The organism is bacterium (assembly GCA_026708055.1).
In the GTDB taxonomy this organism is placed as follows: domain Bacteria; phylum Actinomycetota; class Acidimicrobiia; order Acidimicrobiales; family CATQHL01; genus VXNF01.
Genome location: JAPOVS010000003.1, coordinates 1 through 5,236, shown reverse-complemented (window position 1 = coordinate 5,236; position 5,236 = coordinate 1). Strand labels below are relative to the sequence as shown.

Below are 5,236 nucleotides of genomic sequence, written 5' to 3'. Positions count from 1 at the left end.
GCTGTGCGCGCCGAACGGCAACTCCGGGACGACGCAGCGGTAGCGATCCCCCAGGTAGCCACCCATCAACACCCCGTGCAGCACCACCACCACCGGCCCGTCGCCGTCGCTCGCTCCTCGCCCCAGGCAACGCGTGCGATAGGAAACGCGTGCGATAGGATTGGTGCCACGTGGTCCCAGGCAGTGGGGCCGACAACCTGCGGAGTTCGAGATGCGGCTTCTGCGCTCTGTCACCCCGACCCCCGAGCAGTTGAGAGTGCTCGCAGATGTCAGGCCGGGGTTCCGCATCATCCGGGGTGCAGCGGGCAGTGGGAAGACGACCACCGCGCTGCTGCGGTTGCGGGAGCAGATTGCGGTTCGGCTGGATCGCCGACAGCGCCACGGATTCGACGCGCCGGTGCGGGTGCTGGTGCTGACGTTCAACCGCACCCTCGAGGGGTACATCGCCGCACTCGCCCGCGAGTCGGCACCGGACGATGATGCGCTCGATCTCGAGATCAGCACTTTTTCTGGATGGGCAAGATCGTTGGTCGGCAACGTGAGCATCCTGGGGCGCAATGAGGCCTCGGCACTTCTCCGACCTCACCTCCGGGAGTTCGTTCCAGCCGCGAGTCTTGACTTCTTCGTGCACGAGGTTGGGTACGTCCTGGGTCGGTTCGCGCCGGGGGACGTCTCGGAGTACCTCGAGGTGGCTCGAGAGGGTCGAGGTCGCGCCCCCAGCGTCCGTCGTCGCGTACGCCAGCGCCTGCTGGATCACGTCCTGCCGGCGTACGCGGCAGCAAAGGCCGAGCGTGGCAAGATCGACTGGAATGATTTGGCGCTCCTGGCTGCTGACGCCGAACCGGACCGGCTCTACGACGTCGTGATCGTCGATGAGGCGCAGGACTTCTCCGCCAACCAGGTCCGGGCCATTCTTCAGCACTTGGACGAATCGCACAACACCACGTTTGTCCTCGATGCTGTTCAGCGCATCTACCCGCAGTTCTTCAGGTGGATTGACGTCGGGATCGACGCACGCCCTGGGATGATCTACCGATTGCAGGAGAACTATCGCAACACAGCCGCGATTGCCGCATTCGCCCACCCGCTCGTCGAGGGCCTCCCCGTCGAGGACGACGGCACGCTGCCCGACTTCACAGCGTGCCGTCGCGACGGCATCAAGCCCGTCGTGGTCGCTGGCAAGTACAGCGCGCAACTCCGCGTCATGTTGGATCGGATCGAACGGACCGCCGACCTCGCCACCGAGTCCGTGGCGTTGCTGCAACCCCTTGGCGGTGGTTGGTTCGATGAGGCCCGTCGGGTGCTGCGCCGGCGCGGGATCCCGTTCTGCGAATTGACCAGGGAGAACGAATGGCCCTCCGGCCCGGAGAACGTCGCGCTCTGCACCATCCATTCGGCCAAGGGGCTCGAGTTCGACCACGTTCTCGTGCCCGGACTCAGTCGGCAGGTCACGCCGCATGGTGCCGAGGAAGGCGATGCGGACCTCGACAGGCTCCGCCGCATGCTCGCGATGGCGGTGGGCCGGGCCCGCGAGTCGGTCATGATCGGCTACAAGCCCGGCGAGGAGTCCTCGCTGATCGGGCTGCTCGATCCCGCCACGTACGAGTTGGTCAAGGTGGACACGTCATGACGTGGGCGCCTGAGGCTATGCCGCAGACCGCCGACGAGGTGCGCAAGGCCCCTTGGTGTCCGGATGTCGTCGAAGCTGCCGTCGCTCGTGGGATCACCAGCATCGTGCACTTCACCGGCATCCCTGGGCTGAAGGGGATTCTGGCCAGTTCGGCTGTCAAGGCCCGGCGCGACCTGATGCGCGATACACGGTTGCAGTACGTCGCCGAGGAGAACGCCCCGGACAGGAGTCGTGACGTACTCTGGCACGACTACATCAACATGTCGGTGACAGCGATCAACAGGCGCATGTTCCAGTTCTCCGAGCGGCAGCACCCGGACGCCCAGTGGGTGATCCTTGAGTTCGACCCGGAGATTCTCGGTGACCCCGGTGTGGTGTTCTGCACGACGAATAACGCCTACGAGGTCGCCCACCGCTGCGGCGGCCTCCAGGGCTTCGAGCAGATGTTCGCCGAAAGGGTGCCGTGGGGCCACTACGGGGACGTCCACTTCCGCTTCGCATACGAGTCGGATCGGACCACCGACCCTCAGGCGGAGGTTCTGTACCCGTTCGAGCTGTCCCTCGACCATCTCCACACGGTCACCGTGAGAGATGAGGAGACCTATGAGGCCGTGATCGCCGCTAAGGCCACCTTTCCGCATCCTTCCGAGATCGCTGAATTACCAGGGGCGTTCCGATGACGCTGACAGATCGGCCCTCCCACGAGCAATTGACCTGGTTCGACGCGCGCGGTCACGGCGGCGACGCCCGCACGGTGCGAACCCGAAACTCGATGTTGTGGGCCGCCTACGCCGACGCGCTCGGTTTCATCAGCGAACTCGTCACCGAGAAGGCTCTCGCCCGGAGGACGCATGGGGCCGCCCTCGACCGCCTCATGGCATGGACGCGACGGGTCGGCGGGCGTGGAGGAGTCGAAGTCGAGTTGCCCGCCGGCTGCTGGTCCGATGACACCCAACTGCGGATGGCCGTGAGTCGGGCGATCGGTTGCCATGGCTTCGACGTCGAGGCGTTCGCGCGCGTCGAAGTGCCGATCTGGCGGTCGTACGCCCTCGGCGGCGGCCGAGCCACCAAGGCGGCGGCCGCGAATCTCGGCAAGCCGAAGGTGTTGTGGTACGCCAACACCTTCCGAGGGTGGGCTGACGCCGGCGGGAACGGAGCGGCGATGCGGGTGCAGCCGCACGTGTGGGCCTCATCGGAACTTGATGGCGACTACATGCTCGACGTGATCACCGACAGTGTCTGCACCCACGGACATCCTCGCGCCATCGTCGGGGCGTGCTTCCATGCGGCGACCCTCGCGCACTGCCTGCGCTACGGGACCGTCCCCGACCCCAATCGGTGGGAGGCAATTGCCGTCGGGCTCACTGACGCCCCCTCACTGATCGAGGATCACCGGTCTCTCGGACCCACTTGGGTCGTCCTCTGGGAGCAGGAAACCGGCAAGCGACTACGCGACGCGTGGCGAGGAACCGTCGATGAGTTGTGCAATGCGATCGGCCGAGTGGCAGATAGCACCAATGGCGCAGAAAGCACTCCCGACGTGTACCGAGGAATCTCCGACCGACTCGGGCTTAGGGACAAGGAGCAACGGGGCAGCGGGATTCTCACTCCCGTCGCCGCAGTCGCACTGGCTGCGGCCGCGGTGGGCCCCCACGACGCCGCTGTGGTCGCGGCGAACGAGATCGGGACCGACACCGACACAATCGCGACGATGGCGGGAGCGCTGCTGGGGGCTTGTGATGTCGCGACCGAACCCCCGGAGAAACCCCTCGACACCGACTACCTGTTGCACGAGGCCGACCGGCTGGTGTCCGTCTCGCAAGGAGCTACAACTGCCGGCCACTCGTACCCGGACATCCTGACTTGGACCGCCCCCCAGGCCCAAGCGGACGCACTGGTGCGGGCCGACGACCAACTGGCTGTAGAGGGCCTCGGCACCGTGACCAAACTCCCGCCCGACATGTCGTGGACATCCAGCAAGGACTTCGCCTGGCAATGGGTCAGAACCGAGTTTGGGCAGACACTCCTCATCAAGCGCCGCCCGGAACTGGGATCGTCGAAGATTGGCAACGCCCTTATCGCACCAGCGGTGCTGGGAACCGCAACTCAACGCGACCCAATAGCCGAATCCCTCAGCGATGTCGGCAAACGATCGACCGCTACTTCGTTGAGCAGCATTGAGTTGGAGAGTGCACTCAAGTATGCGCGGAAGTGGATCGATCAGGATGGTGCAATCGGCCGCACCGTTCGACGGGTTGCCGAGAAAGGCACTCTCGACGATCTCGTTGCTCTTGTGACGGAATTGCGTGACGACCTGCGGAGTTGAATCTGCGGATTCCTCAGGGGCGTGGCTAGGCAGGCGAAATGGTGCCGACCGACTGAACGATATCGTCACCGAGACTGGATCAGCGTGAGAGGTAAGTAATGGAGTGGATACCAGCCGCGGGCAAGATTATCGAATACGCCGTTAGCGGTATCGGCAGTGTAGCGGGACCAATGCTGTCAAGTTGGAAGGCGCGTAAGGAGGCTAACGCCAAGATGATAGAAGCGCGAGGTGAGGCAGAGGTTCTCGCTGTCCGCGCTGAGGCACAGTCACGCGCTCTGTCAATCCTCACATCTGGTCATGAGGAAGCTCGGAAGCTAGTCGAGTCAGATAGCCAGATTATGCAGACCGAACTGAACATAGGGGAGATCATTGATCAGAAAGTCTTGTTCCAAGAGGAGAGACGCTGTCGGAATATCTCAAGTGTTGTCCAGAAGTCACTTGACTTGGTAGTCGACGAGGAGGTGTCTGATCATGAACCTGACCATGACTGGACGGCTAGATTCTTCAACTATGTACAGGATGTCTCGTCCGAAGAGATGCAGCTGCTCTGGGCGAAGGTATTGGCTGGAGAGGCTGACCGACAAGGAAGTACTTCGATCCGTTCCCTTGCTATCCTAAGGGATCTAAACAAGCGAACGGCAGACTTGTTTAGGCGGCTCGTGTCACTCCCTGTTTCATTGGGGCAGGACGGCCACTTTCTCGACTCCCGAGCGCCTTCTCTGCATGGAAATGCAGGAAGTAACTCCCTCAGAGAATATGGTCTCTCGTTTGACCAACTAAACGTCCTCAACGAGCACGGTCTAATCATCGCAGACTACAATTCTTGGTTCGATTATCAGCTGTGTATCGGACTAAAGGTTCCGGACCTTCCCGGTCAGATCGCGCGTCTGCCATTCACTTATCAGGGCGAGAAGTGGGTACTGGATGCTGCCGAGCAACAGGAACGGAGCCAGGAGTTCAAGTTGCACGGGGTCGCCCTGACCGAGTCTGGCCGCGAACTCGCAAGAGTTGTTGATCTTGAATCAGTACCTGCATACGACACAGCTCTGAAGAGTTACTTTGAGTCAAAGGGGCTAGTCATGACGAGGGTCGTCGGCTCGTAGTCCGCCTAGGAGACTGCTGAGCAAGTGGGGTCGGTGTCGGGGCTTGGGGCGGCGGCGGGTGTCGGGGGGTCGGTTTGGGCGGGGTCTTGTGCGGGGCGGGGGCGCCGGCGGTGCTTTTGGGCGTCAGTGGGCGGTGTGGAGGGTGAAGGCGCCGTGTTGGTGGGTGATGCCGAGGTC

4 protein-coding genes are annotated in these 5,236 nt (G+C 63.0%); all 4 read left to right on the top strand.

All coding sequences use genetic code 11. The annotated features are described in order from the left end of the window. The first annotated feature begins 256 nt into the window (after nucleotides 1-256). The 4 genes from OXG55_00195 (at nucleotide 257) to OXG55_00180 (ending at nucleotide 5,059) form a co-directional block, all read left to right on the top strand. A complete protein-coding gene (locus OXG55_00195; GenBank protein ID MCY4101678.1) occupies nucleotides 257-1,630 on the top strand; it encodes a UvrD-helicase domain-containing protein in 1,374 nt (457 codons plus the stop codon). Then, on the top strand, nucleotides 1,627-2,310 hold the full coding sequence (locus OXG55_00190) for a DarT ssDNA thymidine ADP-ribosyltransferase family protein (GenBank protein MCY4101677.1): 684 nt from the start codon (nucleotides 1,627-1,629) through the stop codon (nucleotides 2,308-2,310). The genes OXG55_00195 and OXG55_00190 overlap by 4 nt, the downstream gene beginning before the upstream one ends. Further along, nucleotides 2,307-3,956 (top strand): ADP-ribosylglycohydrolase family protein, encoded by a 1,650-nt coding sequence (locus OXG55_00185; GenBank protein MCY4101676.1) that lies wholly within the window; start codon nucleotides 2,307-2,309, stop codon nucleotides 3,954-3,956. Before OXG55_00190 ends, OXG55_00185 begins: the two co-directional genes overlap by 4 nt. Nucleotides 3,957-4,054: 98 nt before the next feature. Beyond that, nucleotides 4,055-5,059: a DUF2806 domain-containing protein gene (locus OXG55_00180; protein ID MCY4101675.1), complete on the top strand. Its 1,005-nt coding sequence runs from the start codon at nucleotides 4,055-4,057 to the stop codon at nucleotides 5,057-5,059. Nucleotides 5,060-5,236 lie beyond the last annotated feature (177 nt).